This window comes from Streptomyces sp. NPDC002994 (assembly GCF_040611155.1).
In the GTDB taxonomy this organism is placed as follows: domain Bacteria; phylum Actinomycetota; class Actinomycetes; order Streptomycetales; family Streptomycetaceae; genus Streptomyces.
In genome coordinates, this window is sequence record NZ_JBEXNQ010000001.1 from 317,348 (window position 1) to 340,990 (window position 23,643).

The 23,643-nt window shown below is 67.6% G+C and carries 11 protein-coding genes; 4 read left to right on the forward strand and 7 right to left on the reverse strand.

From position 1 onward, the window contains the following. Positions 1-306 precede the first annotated feature (306 nt). Positions 307-4,164 (forward strand): GH92 family glycosyl hydrolase, encoded by a 3,858-nt coding sequence (locus tag ABZX79_RS01425; RefSeq protein WP_355249835.1) that lies wholly within the window; start codon positions 307-309, stop codon positions 4,162-4,164. Here the strand turns inward: ABZX79_RS01425 and ABZX79_RS01430 are convergent, their stop codons facing one another. The 3 genes from ABZX79_RS01430 to acnA form a co-directional block, all read right to left on the reverse strand. Then, a complete protein-coding gene (locus ABZX79_RS01430; RefSeq protein ID WP_355249837.1) occupies positions 4,165-5,694 on the reverse strand; it encodes a hypothetical protein in 1,530 nt (509 codons plus the stop codon). Then, positions 5,685-7,667, reverse strand: a complete 1,983-nt coding sequence (locus tag ABZX79_RS01435) for an ATP-binding protein (protein WP_355249839.1) — start codon at positions 7,665-7,667, stop codon at positions 5,685-5,687. Before ABZX79_RS01435 ends, ABZX79_RS01430 begins: the two co-directional genes overlap by 10 nt. Positions 7,668-7,839: 172 nt before the next feature. Continuing rightward, positions 7,840-10,566 (reverse strand): aconitate hydratase AcnA, encoded by a 2,727-nt coding sequence (gene acnA / locus ABZX79_RS01440; protein ID WP_355249841.1) that lies wholly within the window; start codon positions 10,564-10,566, stop codon positions 7,840-7,842. A 460-nt stretch (positions 10,567-11,026) separates the two neighbouring features. On the opposite strand from acnA, the gene ABZX79_RS01445 reads away from it, so the two are divergent. The 3 genes from ABZX79_RS01445 to ABZX79_RS01455 all read left to right on the forward strand — a co-directional run bounded on the left by ABZX79_RS01445 (position 11,027) and on the right by ABZX79_RS01455 (position 14,588). Further along, positions 11,027-12,556: a UDP-N-acetylglucosamine 1-carboxyvinyltransferase gene (locus tag ABZX79_RS01445; protein WP_355249843.1), complete on the forward strand. Its 1,530-nt coding sequence runs from the start codon at positions 11,027-11,029 to the stop codon at positions 12,554-12,556. Between the two features lie 501 nt (positions 12,557-13,057). Beyond that, positions 13,058-13,240 carry a hypothetical protein gene (locus ABZX79_RS01450; protein WP_355249845.1) on the forward strand — a complete coding sequence of 61 codons (183 nt, stop codon included), beginning with the start codon at positions 13,058-13,060 and terminating at the stop codon, positions 13,238-13,240. A 343-nt stretch (positions 13,241-13,583) separates the two neighbouring features. Further along, the gene (locus tag ABZX79_RS01455; RefSeq protein ID WP_355249847.1) at positions 13,584-14,588 is read left to right on the forward strand and encodes a hypothetical protein; all 1,005 of its coding nucleotides are present in this window, start codon (positions 13,584-13,586) and stop codon (positions 14,586-14,588) included. Between the two features lie 946 nt (positions 14,589-15,534). Here ABZX79_RS01455 and ABZX79_RS01460 read toward each other — a convergent pair. The 4 genes from ABZX79_RS01460 to drmA form a co-directional block, all read right to left on the reverse strand. Further along, the gene (locus ABZX79_RS01460) at positions 15,535-16,659 is read right to left on the reverse strand and encodes a hypothetical protein (RefSeq protein ID WP_355249849.1); all 1,125 of its coding nucleotides are present in this window, start codon (positions 16,657-16,659) and stop codon (positions 15,535-15,537) included. A 750-nt stretch (positions 16,660-17,409) separates the two neighbouring features. Next, a complete protein-coding gene (drmC, locus tag ABZX79_RS01465) occupies positions 17,410-18,255 on the reverse strand; it encodes a DISARM system phospholipase D-like protein DrmC (RefSeq protein ID WP_355249851.1) in 846 nt (281 codons plus the stop codon). After that, positions 18,252-20,123 (reverse strand): DUF1998 domain-containing protein, encoded by a 1,872-nt coding sequence (locus ABZX79_RS01470; protein ID WP_355249853.1) that lies wholly within the window; start codon positions 20,121-20,123, stop codon positions 18,252-18,254. The genes drmC and ABZX79_RS01470 overlap by 4 nt, the downstream gene beginning before the upstream one ends. Further along, positions 20,120-23,635: a DISARM system helicase DrmA gene (gene drmA, locus ABZX79_RS01475; protein ID WP_355249855.1), complete on the reverse strand. Its 3,516-nt coding sequence runs from the start codon at positions 23,633-23,635 to the stop codon at positions 20,120-20,122. The genes ABZX79_RS01470 and drmA overlap by 4 nt, the downstream gene beginning before the upstream one ends. Positions 23,636-23,643: the final 8 nt, after the last annotated feature.

The following is a 23,643-nucleotide window of genomic DNA, read 5'->3' on the forward strand; positions in this document are numbered from 1 at the left end:
CCTCACTGATCCCCGTCCCCCTGGTCCGCTACCGTAAAGCGGCGTTGCAGACGCCGACAGGTATAGTCCACTTCCGGTCAACTGAGCAAGATCGAAAGCAAGTTTCGGCAGCAAGCTTTCCCGAGTTGAGACCTCGCGGATATCTGGAACGCGCACGTAGTCGGCCGCGCGGCTCCGCAAACACGGCGCGCCCGCTTCGCCTCCCGCGTCCCGTGCAACACCCTTGACACCATCGGCGACTTGGCTCCCTACTGGACCCCGTTGCACCGCTCATGACAACGTTGTCCAAGGGGAGGAACGCCCGGGATGCAGCACAGACCTCGGTACGGACAGAGGAATACCGCGGCCGCCGTCGCGGCGGCCGCCCTCCTGCTCGTCGTCACGGCCCCCTCCGCGGCCGTCGCCCTGCCCGACCGGCCCGACCGGCCCTCACGGCCCGCACCGCCGGAGCAGACTTTCAAGTCCTCCTTCGAGGCGGACGAACCCCAGCCGGACTGGCGCAATACGGTGGAAGTCGAACCTGGCGGCGAGAAGCGCGCCTCAGGGGTCGACGGCGGATACAGCACCGGGATTCCGGGCAACGTGACCGACCGGGTCGTCGAACTGCGCGCAAGCAGCGAGAACACCGGCGGCGGAGAGGTGAAGGAAAACCTCGTCGACGTCCAGCCCGCCACGAAGTGGCTGGCCTTCGAGCCCACCGCCTGGATCGAGTTCGATTTGGACGAACCGGCCAAGCTCGTAACATATGCCCTCACTTCGGCCAATGATCACACCGAGCGCGACCCGAAGGACTGGGCCCTCAAGGGCTCCGCCGACGGCAAGGAATGGAAGGTCCTCGACTCCCGCGGGGGGCAGACCTTCGCGAAGCGCTTCGAGACGAAGACCTACGATTTCGAGAACACGACGGCGTACGCCCACTACCGTCTCGAAATCACCCGGAACAACGGCGCGTCAGGCATCACCCAGCTGGCGGACGTTCAGTTCTCGAACGGTGACACCTCCACCCCCGCCCCGGACGACATGCGCAGCCAGGTCGACCGCGGGCCGTCGGGCTCCCCCACCGCCAAGGCGGGCGCGGGCTTCACGGGAAAGCGTGCGCTGCGGTACGCCGGCACGCACAAGCCCGAGGGCCGGGCGTACTCGTACAACAAGGTCTTCGACGTCGATACGCGCGTCACGCGGGACACCGAGCTGTCGTACCGGGTCTTCCCGTCCCTCCCGGAGACCGACCTCAACTATCCCGCCACCCATGTGTCGGTCGACCTGGCCTTCACGGACGGCACCTATCTGAGTGATCTGCGGGCTGTCGACCAGCACGGCGCGGTGCTGTCGCCGCAGGGCCAGGGCGCGTCGAAGACGCTGTACGTCAACCAGTGGAACCACAAGGCGTCGCGGATCGGCGCGGTCGCGGCCGGCAAGACCGTCGACCGGGTTCTGGTGGCGTACGACTCGCCGAAGGGGCCGGCGAAGTTCAGTGGGTGGGTCGACGACATCGCTGTCGGTCCCAAGGCGCCGGAGAAGCGCCTCGCGCATTTCTCCGACTACGTCTCGACCACCCGCGGCACCAACTCCAGCGGTGCCTTCTCGCGCGGCAACAACATCCCCGCCACCGCCGTCCCGCACGGTTTCAACTTCTGGACGCCGGTGACCAACGCGGCCTCCACCAGCTGGCTCTACGACTACGCCCGCGCCAACAACAGCGACAACCTCCCCACCATCCAGGCCTTCAGCGCGAGCCACGAGCCGAGCCCCTGGATGGGTGACCGCCAGACATTCCAGCTGATGCCGTCCACCGTGGCGGGCACCCCGGACGCCGGCCGCAAGGCGCGGGCCCTGCCCTTCCGCCACGAGAACGAGACAGCAAAGGGGCACGAGTACGGCGTGATCTTCGAGAACGGTCTGAAGGCCGAGATGACGCCGACCGACCACGCGGCGATGATGCGGTTCACCTATCCCGGTGACGACGCGAGCATCATCTTCGACAACGTGTCGAACGACGGGGGCCTCACCCTCGACCCGGCCACCCGCTCCTTCACCGGCTTCTCGGACGTCAAGAGCGGCCTGTCCACCGGCGCCACCAGGCTTTTCGTGTACGGCGTCTTTGACGCACCTGTCACCGAGGGCGGGAAGCTCAGCGGCGGCGGGGGCGATGACGTCACCGGCTACCTGCGCTTCAAACCCGGCGCCGACCGCCAGGTGACCCTGCGCCTGGCGAGTTCACTCATCAGCGTGGACCAGGCGAAGAAGAACCTCGCCGACGAGATCCCGGCGGGCACCCGGTACGAGCGGATCAAGGACCGCGCCCGGGACGCCTGGGACGACATCCTCGGCCGTGTCGAGGTCGAAGGCGCGAGCCACGACCAGCTGACGACCCTCTACTCCAGCCTCTACCGGCTGTACCTCTATCCGAACTCCGGCTTCGAGAACACCGGCACCAAGTCCCGCCCCAAGCAGCAGTACGCGAGTCCCTTCTCCCAGCAGACGGGCCCCGACACCCCGACCCACACCGGCGCGAAGATCGTCGACGGTGAGGTGTACGTCAACAACGGCTTCTGGGACACCTACCGGACGACCTGGCCGGCGTACTCCTTCCTCACCCCCAAAAAGGCCGGCAAGCTCGTCGACGGCTTCGTCCAGCAGTACAAGGACGGCGGCTGGATCTCCCGCTGGTCCTCGCCCGGTTACGCCGACCTGATGACCGGCACCAGCTCCGATGTCGCGTTCGCGGACGCGTACGTCAAGGGCGTTGACTTCGACGCCGAGGCGGCGTACGAGGCGGCGCTCAAGAACGCGACCGTCGTGCCGCCCTTCTCGGGCGTGGGCCGCAAGGGCATGAAGACCTCCCCCTTCACCGGGTACGCCTCCACCGAGACCCACGAGGGTCTCTCCTGGTCCCTGGAGGGCTACCTCAACGACTACGGCCTCGCGAAGATGGGCGAGGCGCTCCACAAGAAGACCAAGAAGGCGCGCTACAAGGAAGAAGCGGCGTACTTCCTCAACCGCGCCCGCAACTACGTCAAGCTCTTCGACGACAAGGCCGGCTTCTTCCAGGGCCGCGACCTCAAGGGCGACTGGCGGGTCCCGTCCGACACGTACGACCCGCGCATCTGGGGTTACGACTACACCGAGACCAACGGCTGGGGCTACGCCTTCACCGCGCCCCAGGACTCCCGGGGCCTCGCCAACCTCTACGGCGGCCGCACCGGCCTCGGCGACAAGCTCGACCGCTACTTCTCCACCCCGGAAACGGCGGCCCCCGAGTTCGCCGGCTCGTACGGCGGCGTCATCCACGAGATGACGGAGGCCCGTGACGTACGGATGGGCATGTACGGCCACAGCAACCAGGTCGCCCACCACGCGACCTATATGTACAACGCCGCCCATCAGCCCTGGCAGACACAGGCTAAGGTCCGCGAAGTCCTCTCCCGCCTCTACACAGGCAGCGAGATCGGCCAGGGCTACCACGGCGACGAGGACAACGGCGAGCAGTCCGCCTGGTACCTCTTCTCCTCGCTCGGCTTCTACCCGCTGGTCATGGGCAGCGGCGAGTACACGATCGGCTCGCCCCTCTTCACCAAGACGACCGTGCACCTGGAGAACGGCCGCGACCTCGTGGTCAAGGCCCCGAAGAACAGCGCGAAGAACATCTACGTCCAGGGCCTCAAGGTCAACGGGAAGCCCTGGAAGTCCACCGCGCTCCCGCACGACGTCCTCGCGCGCGGCGGCACGCTTGAGTTCGACATGGGCCCCGAGCCGTCCTCGTGGGGTACGGGCAAGAACGCCGCGCCCGTCTCCATCACCCAGGACGACAAGGTGCCGTCGCCGCGCGGCGACGCGATCACGGGCTCCGGCCCGCTGTTCGACAACTCCTCGGCCACGGAAGGGCAGTTCACCTCGCTCGACCTGCCGGTGAGCGGTCCGGTACGGGCGCTCCAGTACACCCTCACCTCCTCGGACCGCACCAAGGCTCCGTCGGCCTGGACCCTCCAGGGGTCCGACGACGGCGAGCAGTGGACGGAGCTGGACAAGCGTTCGGGCGAGTCCTTCGCCTGGGACCACCAGACCAGGGCGTTCACCGCGGCCGACCCGGGCACGTACCGCCACTACCGCCTGGTCGTGGCGGGGGGCGGGGCGACGGCGGCGGAGGTGGAGCTGCTGGCGTAACTAATCCAGCAGTTTCACGAACCGGTACCTGCCCCACTCGTCCGCCGGCCGGACCGAGCCCCGGGCTCGCAGCTCCACCAGCACCATGGGGCGGCCGGCCGGTTCACCGGTGGCCTGGTCGAAGGCGATGGGGCCGCTGACACCACGGACCGGGTTGCCGCGGTTGATCTGTCCCAGCTCGTTGCGGACGGTCTCCGCGGTGACCCGGTCCCTGCCGTACGTTTCCAGTGCGTGGCGGGCGGCACTGCCCACCGTGTAGACGGCGTCGCGTCCGAGCATCGCCTGGCCGTCGCCGAGATCCTTCGGCGTACCACCGTGCACCCGGAGATAGCTCTCCTCGAAGGCGGCGTACGGGCCGCCGCCCTCGCCGTACAGCCGTGTCGGCACCTCGGGGTGGGTGTACGCCGTGTAGTACACCCGCAGTCCGCTGTCCCGCCAGCGCCGCCCCAGCTCCTTGAGCTCCGGGCCCGGCGACTCGTCGTCGGAGGCGCTGTCGAAGTAGACACCCGCCGTGCTCGATCCGGACAGCACCGTGACGGGGCAGCGGCGGCCGCCCGAGCCCGCGGCCTCTATCAGTCTGCGGATCTCCCGGCCGCGCCCCTCGAAGAACACGGCGTCGGGCGGATCGGCGGCATCGCAGATCTTGTTGGCGACGCCCAGCAACGCGTTGCCCGCGCCCGCGTCGCCGCCGGACCAGAAGGGGATGACCTCGTCGTCGACCTTCAGGCCCGCCCTTTTCGCGGCGGCGTCGAAGCCCGCGTCGAGCGCGGAGTTGTACTCGTCGCCCTTCTTCCAGTCCCTGACCTCCTGGACGCGGTAGCCGGGGTTCTTGTCCTGGAGCCGCTTCAAGTACCGCACGGCGGCGGCCGCTTGTGCCTTGGCCGGAAAGGACACCCGGAAGAACTCGGGCGGGGTGGAGGCGAGTGCGTCGGCGGCGACCGTCGCGCCCACGGTGGGGATCCGCGCGGCCCGCAGGTTCTCGACGGCCTTCTTGGTGTGCGCGTTGCTCTGCCCTATACCCGCGACGGCGACCAGCCGGTCCTCGGCGCGGCGTTCGATGAGCTTGGCGGCGACCTTCTCGGCGTGGGCGTCACCCCTGCCGGTGTTGACGAGCAGCAGCCGGATGCGCGGCAGGGTGTCCCGGTCGGAGTTGAGGGCGAGCTGCGCGAGATGTGCGCCGGTCACCGCCTGGCGTGTCGTCTCGCGGCCGCGGTCCTCGCTGCCGCCCGACATGGGCTCCATGTAGGCGACGGTCACGGACCGCTCGCCCGACGCGTCGACTTTGCGGTTCTCCTCATGGATGCGCGCGCTGATGTCTTCCAGGCCGGGGAAGGCGTACGAGCCGTCGCTCACGCCGACGCATTCGCCGCCGTCGGTCCTGTCCACGCCGTCGGCACACTGTGTCCAGTTCCGGTACGCCCAGACTCCGCCGAAGACGAGAGCGGCTGCCACGACGAGCGCGACGGCGACCCGCAGGCCCCAGTTGGGCGGTGCTTCGGGGAGCTGGATCACACGCTGGTTCACTGCCACGGCATCTCCCTGTAGTGGCCCGCCTTGTTCAGCAGTACGGAGGTCCAGGCCACCCGGTCCGGCAGGACGTGGGTGTCGGCGGACACCAGCGTGTGCAGCCGGGCGTTGATCTCGGTGTAGAGCTCCGCGTACGGATCGCCGAGCGGGTCCCGGTAGGGGTCGCCCACCCGGTCGGGCTCCAGTGGTTCGGGGGCGATCCAGCTCGCCGCGAGGAGCCGGGTGACGGTGCGCAGGCGCGGGTCGACGCCCTCGCCGCCCAGGTGCCGTACGAACCGTTCGAACGGCCCCCAGGGCCCTGTCAGCGTGCCCGGAGCCTCGCCGCCCACGACGGACGCGGGCAGCGGCGCCCTGCGCAGCCGGGCGAGTTCCGCGTACCAGTCCTTGGGGCCGACCTGTTCGATGAGCCCGTCGAGGTACGCGGCGGCGGCGGGCAGGTCGCCGCAGGCCAGGGCGTGGTACGCGGCTGCTCCCGGCTCGTCGAGCCCCTCGGCCTCCGCGCGCCGGCCGGCGTGTACGGCGGCCGGGTCGTCCAGGGCGTACCGCAAGAGGCGCCGCAGCAGGGGGTGGGGTGTTTCGACGGGGCCGTCGGCCGCCTCGTCACCGGTGTCGAGGTGCAGGGTGCGCAGGGGGTCCGTACAGAAGGTGTTGAAGGACTGCTGCAGGGCCACGCCCGCCGCCAGCAGCTCCGGGGTCACCTGGGCCTGGGCGAGGTCGGGGGCGACGGAGGCGCGCAGCAGGGCCTGGTACAGCTCGCTCTCCTGGTGCTCCAGTCCGAACGGGAGCAGCCGTTCCAGCAGCCGGCCTGCGAGCCCGTTGGAGGGGGCGAAGATCTGCCGCAGCCGTACTTCCCACGGCACTGCGCGGTCGAATTCGAGGAGTCCGGCCAGTACCTGCCGGGTGCCTTCCGGCTGGCCGCGGGTGAGTTCGTACACGGCCCAGCCGAGCCAGCGCGTGCCGTTCTCGACGCGGGGCGGGGCGAGCGCGTCCGCCTCCTCCAGGATGTCCCTGGCCTGGAGGTCGACCTCGGCCCTCGTGAGGTCGGGCAGGCGGCCGACGGTCAGTCCCTCGTCGATCGGCTGCGGGGCGAAGGCGGGACCGGACTGCGGGCCGACGGGGACGGCGGGCAGTCCGTGCGGGTAGCTGCCGGCGGTGGCGAGCACGACCAGGGGGTCGGTGGCGGACGTGCGGGCCTCGCGCAGCAGACGCAGGACGTCGCGGCCGAGGCGGTTGTCGATGTTGTCGAGGAGGACGAGGCTGCGTACGGCCCAGTCCTTCTTGCGGTAGCAGCGGCGCAGGTCGTCGAGCAGGGCGCGGCAGACGAACTGCTCGGCGAAGCTCCGCTGGCCGGGCGGGCCTTCGTTGTAGGCGCGGTTGAGGGCGACGAGGAGGCCGAGTCCGGCTCCGGCGGTACGGCCGCGCAGGACCGGTGACAGTCTGAGCCTGGTGCGCGACAGGATGCCGCTCTGCCCGGCGAGCGGCAGCAGTTGCAGTACGTAGCCCACGGCGGCCGGCAGTCCCGCCACGCCGGCCGCGATCTGGGCGAGTTGCAGCACGAGGCCGAGCCATCCGCTGCGCGGCCGGGCCAGTTCCGCGCCGACGGCTCTCCTGGCCGCCTCGTCGCTGAGTCCTCGGATCTGCACCGACAGGGCCTGCACAACGATGTCGAAGGCCCGGAACTGCAGGTTCTTCACCTGGGGGTCGTGCTGGGGAAGCCCGGCGGCGATGGCGGCGAGCACGTCGACGGGCTGTTCGTTCCTCCCGGCGCGCTCGGCGACGTCCAGCCAAGCGCGCGGGACGCCGTGCGCCCAGCCGTACAGGTGTTCCAGCAGGGTCGTCTTGCCGCTGCCGCGAGGCCCGAGCAGCAGGGTGACGGGTCGCCTCGGGGCCGTGTCGGGCCCCGGCAGCAGCAGGGACTCGACGTACGCCTCGACGGCCCGGTCGCGCGCGGACTGTCCCGGCCAGCTTCTCGGCATGCGCCGACCTCCCCCCGAGGGACCCGCGGCGGTGCGGGTCGTGGTCGAGGGGACAATACTCAATCACAGCAGGCGAGTTGCAACCCGCGTGGCGCAAAAACCACACAAGGGCCGCACCCCGGTTCAGGGGGTGCGGCCCTTTGGCGTTCAGTTGGCGTTCAGTCGGTGACGACTAGCCGCGGATCAGCGACCGCAGCACGTACTGCAGGATGCCGCCGTTGCGGTAGTAGTCCGCCTCGCCCGGGGTGTCGATGCGCAGCTTCGCGTCGAACTCGACGCTCTCGCCGCCGGGCTTGACGGCCTTGACCTTCAGGGTGTCCGGGATGCCGCCGTCGTTGAGGCCGGTGACGCCGGTGATCTCGAAGGTCTCCTCGCCGGTCAGACCCAGCGCGAGCGCCGAGCCGCCCTCCGGGTACTGGAGCGGAAGGACGCCCATGCCGATCAGGTTCGAGCGGTGGATGCGCTCGTACGACTCGGCGATGACGGCCTTGACGCCGAGCAGCGCGGTGCCCTTGGCCGCCCAGTCGCGGGACGAGCCCGAGCCGTACTCCTTGCCCGCCAGGATGACCAGCGGGGTACCGGCGGCCTGGTAGTTCTGCGAGGCGTCGTAGATGTACGAGACCGGCGCGTCCGGCTGGGTGAAGTCGCGGGTGAAGCCGCCTTCCGTACCCGGCGCGATCTGGTTGCGCAGGCGGATGTTGGCGAACGTACCGCGGATCATGACCTCGTGGTTGCCACGGCGCGAGCCGTAGGAGTTGAAGTCACGGCGCTCGACGCCGTGCTCCGTGAGGTACTTGCCGGCCGGGGTGTCGGCCTTGATCGCGCCGGCCGGGGAGATGTGGTCGGTGGTGACCGAGTCGCCCAGCTTGGCGAGCACCCGCGCGCCGGTGATGTCCTCGACCGGGGTCGTCTCCATCGTCATGCCCTCGAAGTACGGGGGCTTCCTGACGTACGTCGACTCGTTGTCCCACTCGAAGGTGTTGCCGGTGGGGATCTCCAGCGCCTGCCACTGCGCGTCGCCCGCGAAGACGTCGGCGTAGGACTTGTTGAACATGTCCTCGCCGATGGAGTTGGCGACGACGTCGTTGACCTCGGCCTCGGTGGGCCAGATGTCCGCGAGGTAGACCGGCTTGCCCTCGGTGTCGATGCCGAGCGCGTCCTTGGTGATGTCCACCTTCATGGAGCCCGCGAGGGCGTACGCGACGACCAGCGGCGGCGACGCCAGGTAGTTCATCTTGACGTCGGGGTTGATGCGGCCCTCGAAGTTACGGTTGCCCGAGAGAACGGACGTAACGGCGAGGTCGTTGTCGTTGACGGCCTTGGAGACCTCCTCGGGCAGCGGGCCCGAGTTGCCGATGCAGGTGGTGCAGCCGTAGCCGACGAGGTTGAAGCCGACCTTGTCGAGGTAGGGGGTGAGCCCCGCCTTGTCGAAGTAGTCGGTGACGACCTTCGAGCCGGGCGCGAGCGTGGTCTTGACCCACGGCTTGCGGGTCAGGCCCTTCTCGACCGCCTTCTTGGCCACCAGCGCGGCGGCGACCATGACGTACGGGTTCGAGGTGTTGGTGCAGGAGGTGATGGCCGCGACCGTCACAGCGCCGTGGTCGATCTCGTACGTCGAACCGTCGGGGGCCGTGACCAGGGTCGGCCGGGTCGGTACGCCGTCGTGCCCGGCCGGGGCGTCGGAGGCCGGGAAGGACTCCTTGCCCGACTCCTCGTCGTCGCTGACGTAGTTCCGTACGTCCTGCGCGAACTGCTGGGCGGCGTTGGCGAGGACGATGCGGTCCTGCGGACGCTTCGGGCCGGCGATCGACGGGACGACCGTCGACAGGTCCAGCTCGAGCTTCTCGGAGAAGTCGGGCTCGGCGGCCGGGTCGAGCCAGAGGCCCTGCTCCTTGGCGTACGCCTCGACGAGCGCGACCTGCTGCTCGTCGCGGCCGGTCAGGCGCAGGTACTTCAGGGTCTCGTCGTCGATCGGGAAGATCGCGGCGGTGGAGCCGAACTCCGGCGACATGTTGCCGATGGTGGCGCGGTTGGCGAGGCTCGTCGCCGCGACACCCTCGCCGTAGAACTCGACGAACTTGCCGACGACGCCGTGCTTGCGCAGCATCTCGGTGATGGTCAGCACGAGGTCGGTAGCGGTCGTACCGGCCGGGAGCTCGCCGGTCAGCTTGAAGCCGACGACGCGCGGGATGAGCATGGAGACCGGCTGGCCGAGCATCGCGGCCTCGGCCTCGATGCCGCCGACGCCCCAGCCGAGCACACCGAGACCGTTCACCATGGTGGTGTGCGAGTCGGTGCCGACGAGGGTGTCGGGGTAGGCCTGCCCGTTACGGACCATGACCGTGCGGGCCAGGTGCTCGATGTTGACCTGGTGGACGATGCCGGTGCCCGGGGGGACGACCTTGAACTCGTCGAAGGCGGTCTGGCCCCAGCGCAGGAACTGGTAGCGCTCCTTGTTGCGGCCGTACTCCAGCTCGACGTTCTGCTGGAAGGCGCCGGCCGTACCGAACTTGTCGGCGATGACGGAGTGATCGATGACCAGCTCGGCCGGGGCCAGCGGGTTGATCTTCGCCGGGTCGCCGCCGAGCTCCTTGACGGCCTCACGCATGGTGGCGAGGTCGACGACACAGGGCACGCCGGTGAAGTCCTGCATGATCACGCGGGCGGGCGTGAACTGGATTTCCTGGCTGGGCTGCGCCTGGGAGTCCCAGCCGCCGATCGCCCGGATGTGGTCGGCGGTGATGTTCGCGCCGTCCTCGGTGCGGAGGAGGTTCTCCAGCAGCACCTTCAGGCTGTAAGGGAGGCGAGCGGAGCCCTCGACCTTGTCCAGCTTGAAGATCTCGTACGACTCGTCGCCCACGCGCAGCGTGCTGCGGGCGTCGAAGCTGTTCGCCGACACGACAGTCTCCTTCTTCAATGTGCGCGTTTCTTACCGCATCCTGCCGCCACGACCCCCTGGCCATCCGCTAAGGTAAGACTTAGTTAGGTCACCCTTACCGGTCGGCGGCTGCGGTACGCCTTCGGCAGATATCTCGATGTCGAGATAACTCTAGTACATGGCCGCGATTCGGTCATGCCCGGACCACCGCCCCCGCCTGCGCGCCAGCTGCGCGCTCGGGATCCTCATCACCCGCCGCGGAGTGTTGAGCACCCCGTCACCCGTTCGGCCGAGCGAGCGAGGAGCAGACCGGCACCGACTAGGAACCGGAAACGCACCGGCGGCTGGGAGACCTGAAGCGGCGTCACGACCCTGTGCACCTTTACCGGTTCAACCAGCACATTTCACCCGACACGCCCATATCGGCCGCCACGCCCACCTCACGCGATGCGTCATCTCATATCTGAGATAACCTGCCGCTATGGCAGACGACTACCTCGTACGTATCGGCAAGCTCATCCGTGACGCCCGTCAGCACCGGGGCTGGACACAGACACAGCTCGCCGAAGCGCTCGGCACCAGCCAAAGTGCCGTGAACCGCATCGAGCGCGGGAACCAGAACATCAGCCTTGAGATGATCGCGCGCATCGGCGAGGCTCTCGACAGTGAAATCGTCTCCCTGGGGTACGCGGGACCGATGCATCTGCGAGTGGTCGGCGGACGACGCCTTTCCGGCTCGATCGACGTGAAGACGAGCAAGAACGCGTGTGTGGCGCTGCTTTGCGCCTCACTGCTGAACAAGGGCCGCACCGTGCTGAGGCGTGTCGCGCGCATCGAGGAGGTCTACCGCCTGCTGGAAGTGCTCAACTCGATCGGCGTACGCACCCGTTGGATCAACGACGGGAAGGACCTGGAGATCATCCCGCCCGCGCAGCTCGACATGGACTCCATGGACGCCCAGGCGGCGCGCCGGACCCGGAGCATCATCATGTTCCTCGGCCCGCTGCTGCACCGCATGGACCACTTCAGGCTTCCGTACGCGGGCGGCTGCGACCTCGGCACGCGCACCATCGAGCCGCACATGATCGCGCTACGCCGCTTCGGCCTGGACATCACCGCGACCGAGGGCATCTACCACGCGGTGGTCGAGCCTTCGACCGGGCCGAGCCGTCCGATCGTACTGACCGAGCGCGGCGACACGGTGACCGAGAACGCGCTGCTCGCCGCTGCCCGCCACGACGGCGTGAGCGTCATCCGCAACGCCTCGTCCAACTACATGGTCCAGGACCTGTGCTTCTTCCTGGAGGCGCTGGGCGTACGGGTCGACGGCGTCGGTACGACCACGCTGACCGTGCACGGCGTACCGAACATCGACGTGGACGTCGACTACTCGCCGTCCGAGGACCCGGTCGAGGCGATGAGCCTGCTCGCGGCAGCCGTCGTGACGGGTTCCGAACTGACGATCCGGCGGGTCCCGATCGAGTTCCTGGAGATCGAGCTCGCAGTGCTGGAGGAGATGGGCCTCGACCACGACCGCACGGGCGAATACGAGGCGGACAACGGGCGTACGCGGCTGGTGGACCTGATCGTACGGCCCTCGAAGCTCGAGGCGCCGATCGACAAGATCCACCCGATGCCGTTCCCCGGCCTCAACATCGACAACGTGCCATTCTTCGCGGCGATCGCGGCGGTCGCCGTGGGCCAGACCCTGATCCACGACTGGGTCTACGACAACCGCGCGATCTACCTGACGGACCTCAACCGCCTCGGCGGCCGCCTCCAGCTCCTGGACCCGCACCGCGTGCTGGTGGAGGGCCCGACCCGGTGGCGCGCCGCCGAGATGATGTGCCCGCCGGCGCTGCGGCCCGCGGTGGTCGTCCTGCTGGCGATGATGGCGGCCGAAGGCACGTCCGTACTCCGCAACGTCTACGTCATCAACCGCGGTTACGAGGACCTGGCGGAGCGCCTCAACTCGGTGGGCGCCCAGATCGAGATCTTCCGCGACATCTGACGGGCGGGGTGTCGTGCCCCTTGGGGGCAAGGGGCACGACACCGCAATATGCCAGCCGACCTGCGGATACTTACCTTCACGACCTTCCGCTGATCTCTGTCATTTTTCAGCACCTTGTGCAATGCATGTGCAAGATGATCTTGAATGACTGACGACACGTCAGTAAAACCTGAGTAACCGTCAGCCTCTAGGGAGGGTCGCCGCCGAAGTGGCCTCACAGCATCCGATGTCGGTCGGGTCACGCCGACCGCGTCTGGGCGACGAGGCGAACCGTCATCCGCCCGATGTCTCCGGTCTCACGACGCAGCCTGGGGTCCGACCGCGCATCCAAGTTCTCCGGCTGACCACTTCGCCACGCAGAAGAGGACCCGCACCACGCGGGCGCGGGTCCTCTGTCGTAGACGGGCGCCGTGTCACGGGCTGAGCCTGCGCCCACCTCGTGGGAGCACCCGCCGCGACGTCCGGGCCGGCGGGGTGTCGGGCCGCCCTACGATGAGCAGCGTGACAAGTCTCCGCGCCCCAGGTTCTGGTCTTCAGCACATAGCCGTGGGGACGGCCGAGACCAACCGCCAGCTGACCGACTCCACCCGCCTGATGTACTCCTCCGACATGGCCGCCTTCATTGCCTGGTGCGCGAGCGTCGGTCGGCGGCCGCTGCCTGCTAACCCCGGAGACTGTCACTGAGTACGCTGGCGCACTTGACCGCAACCCCGTCGCCGCAGACCGGCCGCCCGCTCGCCCCCGGGTCCATCAATCGCGTCCTGACCGCCGTCCGCGCTGCGCACCGGTCCCACGCGGACCGTGCGGTCCAGCCGGCCCCTGGAGGCACGCAGGACGAATCTGTCTCCCTCGAAACCCTGTCGAACCAGACGTCTGGGACGTAACCTGACCTGGGGATTTCGCTGTGATCGCCGAGGTCTGTGGCGCGCGGCGGGACGAAAAGGGGAGCAGTAGGCCGGGGAGGGCCTGCCCGTGAGGCCGGGGAGTGTGTCGACGCCGTCCGCCGCGGGCCGCGGCGCCCACGCCAGTGCACCGCATCGCGCTCGCCATCGAAGCTGCGCGCAAGCGGACGTCGTACCAACTCGCCGGAGAAGAGGTCCCGTACGCGCGGATGCGTGCCGCGCTCCGCAAGCTCGGCCAAGAGCACGCGCGCCGCTACGAGTGGGAGCGGTACACGTACTGCGTCGAGCTGGCCGGCGACTTCTACAACGGAGGCGAACCTCCGCGGGGCCTGCCGGGCTGGCTCACCGCCGAACTCGACGACGCCCTGAGGCGTAGTACCGCCGCTCCGAGGAAGAACGCGCGGAAGACGACGTCCACGCGGCACGAGCCCTGGCGTACCGAACACCCCAGGCCCCAGCCCTCACATCGGGTCAGGCCCGCCTTCACCGGCGCTCCGGGCAGGGCAGTCGCCGGGACAGGCTCCAGGACGCCCGAGCCCGTCCGGCCGTACCACCGCGTCGTACGGCGGACGACGGCCTGCAACGTCATGTACCCGCCGCTGCCCGCACTGCCGAGGGAGCTGGCGGAGCTGGTGGTCGAGGGCGGCGCCGAGGTGGTCGCGGCCGTACGGGACACCGTGGGGCGGTTCGCCCCCGGGCCGGACACGGTGACATGGCTTGGTCTGGCCGCCGAACACCGCAGCCACCTGTACGAGAAAGTGCCGACGGAGACTGTTACGCCACAAGTGCTCGGCTTGCTGGAACGGCTTGGCGCCACAGCTCTCGACATGATCCTTCTCGACGCCTACGTGGGGTGGGCCGTCCCGCAGAAGGTGGGAGAGCAGTCCTCCGAGCATGTCCGGCGCCGCCGCGCCGCAGACCTCGCGCTGGGCCAGTGGGTCGCGGAGCGCCGGTTGGCCCGCATGGGCAGTGGTGAAGCACAGCAGCCCGCCCGGTCCGCAAGGGTGCGCACGGCAAGTGCTCGGAGTACTCGAATAACGTTGACGCGGATACGGAGGACGAAAGCAATGGTAGCGACAGCGGTGAAAGTCACGACAGCAACAGTAATGGCGCACTCGTTGCGGCCGTAGGTGCGCTTCTCCTTGCCGCATCCACTTACGGGGTATACAGGGCGGTTCCCTACGTCAAGAGATTCTTGAATGACAAGGCCTTGCCTGGCATCAGGAATGCAAAGAACAGGATGTTGATGAAGGGGAAAGCAGGAGAAGAGGCTGACAGCGAAGGAGGCTCTTCGAACTCAAAGGGAGACCGATAAAAGACAGCCGTTGATTGCTGGCATATGCCATTGAGGAGCAAAAAGACCAAGGGTGCGAATTTCCAGAGGCAGTCTTCATGGTCCACCCAGACTCCACGCCCGGGAAGCCCCGATGTCGTCCGCCGGCTTAGACCGTGTCCTATATGGTCTAAGAAGTTGTCTCCAGCTGGGAGGGTGCCACGTGGCACGCGGCACCCTCACGCACAAACATGCAGGTCAGAGACACAGACCACGCGAGGCAAATCGAGCGCAGATGTACTGGTGCTGACCTGGTGCTGACTTCCGCTGGCGTCCGTGCCGGTCCGTTCGGGTGCGTCGTGCAGGATCGGTACTGACTTCGCGCCCCTCGGCCCCCTGGCAGGCCTCTGCCCGCTTGGGGCGGCCGCCTTTCCCTACTACTGCGCGAGCAGCTGAAGCAAGCGTAGAGGAATCTTCTGTGAGTGAGCCTATGTGGGACGTCAAGGCGCTTGCCGAATCTCGGAAAGCCAGCTTCTTGGGTGTACGACAATCACCTCAAGGAAGGAATGCCGAGCTTCCGCGTGGGCCAGCAGCTGCGGTTCTCTCCACCGGAAGTTCGACAGTGGCTAGAGGAGCGATGCCGAATGGTCGCGTGAACGTCAAGCTCAAAGCAGCCGAACGCATCAGTGTCGCGGCGCACATCATCGAGCACCGCCGAGATGGACAGTACCCATCTCGCCGAGAGAAACGCTTGACCCTCTTAGTTTCCAACCGGCTTTCCGCGCCTCTGGGGGGGATCTACTTCATGTCTCAGAACTCTCAAGGGCGCCTGCCGGGGAAGCGCCCTGCGGGTACATACGGAAGCGCCAGATCTTGAGAACGTGATCACGCTCCCAATAGTCGTCTGGGACCAGCTTAGCGAGAAGCGCTGGCTCAGGCTCCTCGCGCAGCGCGAGGATCTCGCCCTCGTCAGTAGTGATGGCGTCGAGGAACCGCTGGGTGTAAAGCTTGCTGAGGTACCCGAAGAAGGCGATTCCCTGTTCTTCGATATGACGCGCAGCCTCCTCGTCCGGAAGCTCCGGTTCCGATACAAAGTCAACTCGCACGAGCCTTCCCTGCTCGTCGAATTGTGACTCCTCGTTCTGCGGCCAGTCTCCGTGCAGCAACAGGAACCAGGCCAGGTTCCTCTCGTCGGGATCGGTGATGACCTGGCCAGCGCTCATCATCTCCACTCCGCCGATGGTGAATGAGCGGGTCTCTTCTCCGTTCCCGAGCCGCTCCACCACCCGCTCCTTATCCCGGTCCATGATTACCGAGAAGGTGAGGGGCGGCTCGGTCGCGAGCATTCCGTCCCCCAGCAGGTGCATCTCGCTGACCTTGATCGCGTCGAGGAGCGAGAGGCGTTGGTGGCTCCCGACCAGGCTGAAGACGGACGGGTCGACCAGCGTCCACATGCCCACGCCGCTCCAGAAATGAGCGTAGAGCAGACGACCACCCGTGGACTGGGCGTAAGCCTGCGCTGCGGCCATGTCCTTGGCCCGCACCTTGGTCTCCAGAGGGTTCTTGTTCGGAGCTACGTTCTTGACCTCGACCAGAAGATGCGTGCTGTCGGGCAGGACGATGCGGAAGTCAGGCGGCTGGAGCTCGCCGCCCGCTTCGTCAAAGTAGAACAACCCCGAGTCCTCAGTCTTGATGAGCCGAACGGCGCCGAGGGCAACCACCACAGCCTCGAAGGCGTACTGCGTCATCCAGCCTTGCAGCCTGGAGGGGTTATCCAGCGACGTACGCAGAGCATCGCCGATTGCGGTGACGGCCTCTCTGTGCCGTTCGATCAGCAGCTTTTGCCGATCGGGCTCCGGCAGCGCGAGTTCGATCAGCGACACGACTTCGAGCCCCAGATCGCCCTTCCGGCCTCGTCGCAGTGCCATGTACAAGCCCTTCGTGTTCGGTCTACTCAGGCCGCGGCGCCACCGAGGCCTGCTGGACCTTCATGCATACACCCTCGCCCAGAGAAGCAGGGCCTCCTTTGGTCAAGCCCTATGGAAAGCGGACTGCTTGCTCCCAGTCGGGGGAGGTCCTTGTCGGTGCCGTACGCCATCCTGGGGCCATGTCCGCACGGCCGCGAATCACCTGCCCTATCTGCCGCCGCTCCGTCGCCGTAAGCCCAGGTTCCGCTCCGATCTGCGCAATGGCCTCGGCCTCGATCAACTCCTGCAACAGCCGCTCTTCGCCCATGAGTTCAAGACCATCTACCGAACGTGGTGACTCCAGCAGGCGAAGTAGGCCATGCTGGGACAAGGCCACCGTGTGCCCCCTAGGGTCGAACTACCCTTTCGAGAAGGACAGTTCCACAGTGGCCGACCTCGTTCCCAGGCAGCACTCGCAGGCAGCCGACGCACATGACAGCTCAGAACAGGCGCACATCTCCGCCAAGGTCGGCTACCCCATTCCACGGGACGCCATCGCGGTGACTGAGGCGCCCCATATATCGGCGCGCTATTGACTGCACCTCTACGTGACCGGAATTGTCGGTGTCCCGCAGACTCTCCTGCGGGCGGTCAACTGCTTCCAGCGAATCGCTCCGGAGGTAGCAGGGCGGTCTCGACCACCTGGCATGGTATTCATTTTTTCGCATCAAGCCCCACCGAGCGGGGGCAGCGGTTTACGGGCTCATGGCCCTATGAGGTTGGTTGCCACGGCAGCCGGACCAAGGGACCATCCGCTGATTGCATCAGGTTGATGAAGTGATCGACAAGACTGGCGACGGCTCCGGGGTCGCGGATGACAGCACCAATTTCCAAGTTGTCGCTGTATGCGTTGTCGGTGAGGTTGGCGCTGCCGAGCAAGGCGGTTTTCCGGTCGGCGGCGATTATCTTGGCGTGCATGCTGCCGCGTCGGCCACCGGGACCATGCCGCTCGTCGTTCGCCCACTGCCATAGGTGTACGTCCGGGTGGAAGCGCAGTTCGTGGAACGCGGTGCGCCCGTCGCCGTCTCCGTGCAGCCTGCCGCCGAAAGCGCGAGCGGTCTCCAGGACCAGATCCACTTCTACGCCGCGGTCTGCCGCTGCTCTGATCTCGCTGACGATCTCCTGGATGCCGAACGCGGCGTAACTGGTGACCAGGAGCGTGGTGCTGGCGGCCCGGATCACTTGAATTGCGACGGATGCGGTGAGCCTGACCGACACCGCGTCGCTCACCGGTCCTGAGACGGCGATTTCGACGTGACGGGTAGCAAGGTCCTGCTCGTATCGGTTGCCAGCAACTTCGAGAGCCAGAGCCAGGGCACATCCAGGCAGTTGTGGATCAGCGGACCGCCACGCGGACAGCAACAGGCTGGCGCGCGGTCCGAGTCCGGCACCCGGGTGCGCGGCGACGAGGCGGGATTCCGTGTGTCCGTCGGGGGCGGTCACTGTGCGCAGGACGTTAATCCAGGCGGCGAGGTGCGTCGCGGGGAGAGTGGCGACCAGTGCGGAAAGCACTTCAGGCAGGCTGGGCGCAGTCTCGGTGGTGTTGCGGCCGGTCATGCCGTGAAGAACCCGCCCGGTCGGCCGCTGAATGTTTCTACGAGCAGTTCGCGATCCAGGAAGTGGTTGCCTCGTTCGCAGGACGTCTCTGCGGCGAACAGGCAGGCATGGCAGGCGGCACCGTGCAGACGGCCGTGGGCGACCGGGTCGTGGTCGGCGCACAGGGGATCCGAGCCGCACAGCCGCGCGGCTTCGAGCGCTTGGTCGATCAACGTACCGAGTCGGTGCTGTCCGCCGAGGGTGACCAGCCCGCCGAGGGTGCCCTCGCTATCGGGGGCTGCGGTGAACAGAAGGATCCCCGCCATTGGATCGGCGCCGGAGCGCGCATAGATTCGCTCGCCGATTCCAGAGGCGCCGTACCCGCACTCAAGGGCGAACTCTCGGATCAGGACGTGGGAAAAGGTGTGCAGCAGCACATAGCGGATGCCCGGCCACTCCGCGTCGGTGCGCCGCTGGTCGCACCACTTCTCGTGTGCCTTCATCAGGGTTCTGGTGCGGCGGATGACATTCGGGTCCTGCTCCCAGGCGGTCACCCGCTTCTCGTCGAAGCGCAGGAAGATCCCCTCGCCACGGGTTTCCGCGCATGGCAGCCAGATCGGCGCGGAAACGGACAGCGGCGCGCGGTTCTCCTCCATTGCCTCGCCTCCGCTGGTCGCAGAGCCCCATTCCGGAGCGTCAATCCGGCTGAATCCATACAGTGCGGATACTTCGCGCAGGCGCTTGACCAGACGCACCTGGCCGAGCCAGCTTCGGTGTGCGGCCGGGACGGGCTCGTTACTGACGCTGAAGTCGGGGTGGTTCTGCGGGCTGCCGATGAAGGCGAGCCATTCCGGTCCGGCAATGTCCAGGGCGTCGGTGTCTTCGGCGGCGCTGGGCTGATTCTCGCCCTGATGTCGCGAGACCGCGTCCAACACCTCGTCTGCGCCGAAGCGTTCGAGTTGTGGCCACATCACCTGGGTGGGCAGGACCAGGCGCGCGGTTTCGCGTGGCAGCTGCGCCACCACCCGCAGACCGGCCCAGTGTTCGGCCACGGCGCTGTCCACCGGGTTGTCAGCATGCGGGATGGAGAAGACCCGCAGCTGCATGGCGAACCAGCCGTTCGTCGCGCCCAGGGCCATGGTCCGGGTCTGTTCGGTGCAGGGTTCGAAAGTTCCTAGATGCGGGTGTCGGCCCCGGCAGGCCGGGAGTACCTGTTCACTGCGGGTGCCGATCGCCTCGGCCATGGAGCGGGCTTTCACCTCGCAGGAGCATTCGACGAAGATGTTCGCTGCCTCGCCGGTGGTGCCGCGCTCGACGAGTTTCAGGGTGTGGTCTGTTCCGTACGGTGCGCCGCGGTGGACGAAGTACATCCACGGGAAGTCGTCCACATGCCCGGCCGGGCAGGCGGAGACGAACCTGGCCGGCACCGCGGTCGGCCGTTTGCGGCCGGTCTCACGGCAGGAGTGGACGAAGCGGGTCTGGTCGGGTGCAACGCTGTTGGGCAACAGGTGAAAGAGTCCGGAATCGGCCGGGGCAAGCCGGTTGCACCGGTTGTCGGTGCAACGCAGCCAGCCCGGGAACACCGCGACCGGCACGCCGATCCGGGACCAGGCACCGGTGAAATCGTTCGGGTCCTCCGGCGTGTACGGCGGCATCCGAAGATTCTGCACCTGGGTACCGAGCTTGCTGCGCACCGCCGCCAGGAGCCGCTCCTCCGGCACGATCGCGGCCTTCTCCAGCTCCCACTCGTCAAGCCCAAGGACCATCACCGAGAGGTTCGGGAGGTCTGCGACCGCGCCGACGCCGTAGGTGTGCAGCAGTTGGCTGGGCCTGAGCTCCCCAACCCGCAGGTCGATCGCCGAGCGTGCACCGTCTGCGGTGTTGGTCATGAGGGGTTCCCTTCGTGTCCGGCGCCGTCGGCGTCCGGGTTCGGCCGCGGGAGGAACGGGTGCTGCTCGTGGTCGTCGGCGTTGCCCGGTGCGGTCCGTAGCACCAACCGGATGCCCGGCTCGACTTCGCGTAGCGAGGTCGGGCAGGTCGTGCGCTTCCACGGGCCCGAATCCGGGCTGTGAAGCAGGCCGACGATGTCGTCGGCCTTGCCCTTGGCGTCGAAGGCGAGTCGGGCAGCGGGGCGGCGCTGTTCGCGGGCCCACAGGTCCAGGATGCTGTCGAGCTCTTCACGTACCCGGGTCGCGACGGCTCGGTCGGTGGCGATCTCGCCCGCGCGGCGTTCCAGATAGCGGACGATGTGGTCGGCCTTGCTGCTGTGTGTATCGAAGGTCTGCGCGCCGAGGTTGCCGTTGTCGCCGGCCTCCAGGTTGCGTGCCAGCGCCACCAGTACCCCGGTCAGGCCGCGGTCTATGGCGCGTTCTGCGAACGGGGTGACCGAGAGCGCTTCAACATGTCGGTACACGGTGGCGTGGAAGTGTTCGAAGGTCTCGTAGTGAGACAGGTCGCGCGGGCGGGCCCAGTTGAACACGGTGAATACGAGGCCGGGCGCGGCACGACCAACGCGGCTGGTGGCCTGGATGTACTCGGCGGTGGACTTCGGCTGGTTGGCAACGACCATGACGCCGAGGCGCGAGACGTCGACCCCGACAGCGATCATGTTGGTGGCCAGGAGCACGTCGATCGGGGTCAGTTTGTTCGCCCGGGGAAAGGTGTACTCCAGTTGCTGGAGGATATCCGGGATCTTCTCCGAGGTCAGGCGCGAGGTGAGTTCCTCAAGTCGCAGGTCGTAGCGTCGCGACAGGCCGCGTTCGTTGATTCGCTCCAGTCGGGTGGAGACGTCGTCCTCGACCGACAGGCGCATGCCGCCGAGATCACGAAGGCTGTTGAAGTAGCCGACGAGGGTCATATAGGGATCGGTAACCGGGTTTTGCCCGAATTTCTTGTGCAGGGTCTGCGCGGCGGCGAGCACCGCGACGTACACCCGGATCATCGTGGACTTCGTGCGCACCCCCTGGGCGCAGATCCCGACATAGCGGCGACCTGGGTGCGAGTCTGTGGACCGCTGCCTAGCGAAGAAGCTGTCACCGATCTCCAAGCCCTGCGGCGGGAAGACCTCAGTGCGCCGGTCGAACAGGGCATGAATCTGCCGCTCGGCGCGCCGCACGGTGGCCGTCGAAGCGATCACCTTCGGCCGCGCCGTCTTGCCCGGCGCGTACTCCCAGGTGGCAAGGCGGTCCACGGCGGCCTCGTACAGGCCGGTCAGCGAGCCGAGTGGACCGGAGATCAGGTGGAGTTCGTCCTGCACGATCAGGTCCGGCGGACGCACCGGCTTGGCCGCGGTGAGCGTCGCGGCGCGATAGCGCCCTTCCGCGAGATGGCTGGTGGCTTCCCAGTCCTCCTCGGCGATCTGGGCGGTGACGTAACCGTGTCGGGAGCAGTGCCGCGACGCCCGTCCGAACAGAGCCTGTGTGCGACCGTTCCAGGTGAGCTGTGCGAACTTGTCGACGGTCGCGATCACCAGGCTCGGCAGCAGCCGGTAGATCTCCTCGTCAACGACGACGACCGGCAGGCCCTCCCCGTTCGGGTCGCCGCCGCCGAAGGGGCAACCGAACAGCTGAGGGCAACGCAGGAAGGTACGGCGAAGGGTCTTGTCGACATCGACGTCCCGGCCCTTCTCGATCTTCGTTCCGCACCATGGGCAACTGGTGAGCTGATAGGGAGTGCCGGAGTTCTGATAGGGTTTTCCGCTCGCCCGCCGGACGTCCTTGACCCAGTCCATGGCCTTGTCGGTCGTGTTCGGGGACACCTTCCCCCCGACCCACAGGCCGATCCGAAACGGTTCCTCACCCCAGCGCTCCTCGTCCCTGCGGCGCAGGACCTCGCACGCACAGATCAGCGCGGTGGCACGCTGGAACTGCTGGATCGTCAGCAGCCGCAGGGTGTAGCGCATCAGGACGGCGACCCCGTGGCCCGCGTCAAGACCGCCGAGGTCCGGCCGCAGCCTGCGGATGGCGAGAGTGTAGGCGGTCAGGCCGAGGTACGCCTCGGTCTTGCCGCCACCGGTAGGGAACCACAGCAGGTCCGCCACCGCACCAGCTCCCGTGGCACGCTCCGGGTGTGCCGGATCGGTCAGCGCGGGAAGGTTCAGCAACAGGAACGCGAGCTGGAACGGACGCCAGGACCGGTTAACCGGCTTGTCCTCGTCGCGGAAAACCGCGTCGGGGTCACGGGATCCATCACGGCGTCTGGCGGCGGCGACCCGCGTATGGACACGTTGCAAGTGCATCGAACTGTTCGCGAAGCGGAATGCGGCAAGGGCGTCTGGGTCACCGAGCACCAGGTCGATCCCCGCCTCGATCCGGTCAGCCGCCCGCTTGGCCTCGGTCAGCGCCTCCCTGGCCTGATCCGCGTACTCGTCGAGATACTGGCCGTCCTGTCCGATCCGCGCCTCGGCCCGCTCGATCCACGTCCGATAGCCAGCCACCAGTGGCATCAGCCCCGCTCGCAGTCGCTGTGGCTCGCACTCGCCGAGTTCCTTCATGTCGACCAACAAGTCCACTAGCTCCGGCAGGTCCGGATCGCTGTCGGACGACGGCGCGTCGGTCTGCGCGATGTCGTACTCCGGCGCGGCCTTCGTCCGAACCGCGACGGCTCTCATCGGGTCGGCGCCACTGGCCGTCGCGCCCACCCCGGTCGCGTGCCCCACCGCAAACTCCGGGCTGAACCGATAGGCCATCGCCAGCCGTCGTTGCTCGCCCTGATCAACGGCATCGCCACCGGACCCAGGCTCATGCCGGGGCAGGAACACCGCCGCGCCGTCCGCGCCGGCCGCCGACAGCTCAGCCTGGAACACCCAGTGCAGCGCGGAGTTGGAGTCGGTCTCGGTCGCGTTGACCAGGAACAGCGTGACCAGCCAGTCGTCATGAAAACGCCGCACCCGCCCGCGCAGCACCACCTTCTCGTCCTCGGTATCAAGTACCAGCGCCTCCACCAGGCCCTCGACCAGCTTGACCGGAACGCAGTCGCCGTGGGGCACGCGCCGCCAGATCAGCTTCTCGATGCTCGGATCCGTCGAATGCGAGCGGACGTAACGCGCCCATCGCCCGGTCACCTCCAGACGGTCGGCGTCGCCGCGTACCCGCGCGGTGAACCCGACCGACGACGGAGCCAGGCTCGGCACGTTCGGCGCGTCCGCGTCCGGCGAGCCCTCATCTGCGCCCGGCAACTCACTGTCGCCGAGTGAGCCGTCCAGTTCCTCCGGCACGATCGTGGTGCCGTTCGGCGCCAGCCGCCCAAGCACGTACCAGTCCGTCGGGGAGTCAGCTACCTCCTCCTGGTCGCCGCCCACCGGTCCGAGCAGGTCCAGCACTACGAGCTCGGCCAGCTCGTCACGTACCTCGCCTGGGGAGGGGGCAGCCAGGACCGGGCTGTTCGACACCGCGGACGGCAACTTATCGC

What these genes read in the sequence shown, in the direction of transcription:
- ABZX79_RS01425 (WP_355249835.1), top strand. Translation starts at nt 307, where the DNA reads ATGCAGCACAGACCTCGGTACGGACAGAGGAATACCGCGGCCGCCGTC.
- ABZX79_RS01435 (WP_355249839.1), bottom strand. Translation starts at nt 7,667, where the DNA reads ATGCCGAGAAGCTGGCCGGGACAGTCCGCGCGCGACCGGGCCGTCGAG.
- ABZX79_RS01445 (WP_355249843.1), top strand. Translation starts at nt 11,027, where the DNA reads ATGGCAGACGACTACCTCGTACGTATCGGCAAGCTCATCCGTGACGCC.
- ABZX79_RS01460 (WP_355249849.1), bottom strand. Translation starts at nt 16,659, where the DNA reads ATGGCACTGCGACGAGGCCGGAAGGGCGATCTGGGGCTCGAAGTCGTG.
- drmC (WP_355249851.1), bottom strand. Translation starts at nt 18,255, where the DNA reads ATGACCGGCCGCAACACCACCGAGACTGCGCCCAGCCTGCCTGAAGTG.
- ABZX79_RS01470 (WP_355249853.1), bottom strand. Translation starts at nt 20,123, where the DNA reads ATGACCAACACCGCAGACGGTGCACGCTCGGCGATCGACCTGCGGGTT.